1 protein-coding gene is annotated in these 225 nt (G+C 70.7%); it reads right to left on the reverse strand.

Annotated features, from left to right (window positions below; genetic code table 11):
- The coding region (locus IH50_RS38565) for a condensation domain-containing protein (protein ID WP_037873793.1) at positions 1–225 on the reverse strand (225 nt) is incomplete at both ends.

The following is a 225-nucleotide window of genomic DNA, read 5'->3' on the forward strand; positions in this document are numbered from 1 at the left end:
CGGCTCGCGCAGGCCCTCCCACACGATGGCCGTGCGCAGGATGTCGTGCCGGTCCATGACCTTCTGAAGCGCTCCGGCGAACGCGTCCAGCCGCTCACGGGAGTCGAACTCCAGCACCGTCGGCATGACGTAGGCGTCCTCGCCGCCGTCGGCGAGGAGGTGGTGGAAGAGCAGTCCCTCCTGGAGGGGGGCGAGGGGGTAGATGTCGGCGACGTTCGCCGCGCC

Origin of the sequence: Streptomyces sp. NRRL S-37 (genome assembly GCF_000721605.1) — a bacterium.
Lineage (GTDB): Bacteria > Actinomycetota > Actinomycetes > Streptomycetales > Streptomycetaceae > Streptomyces.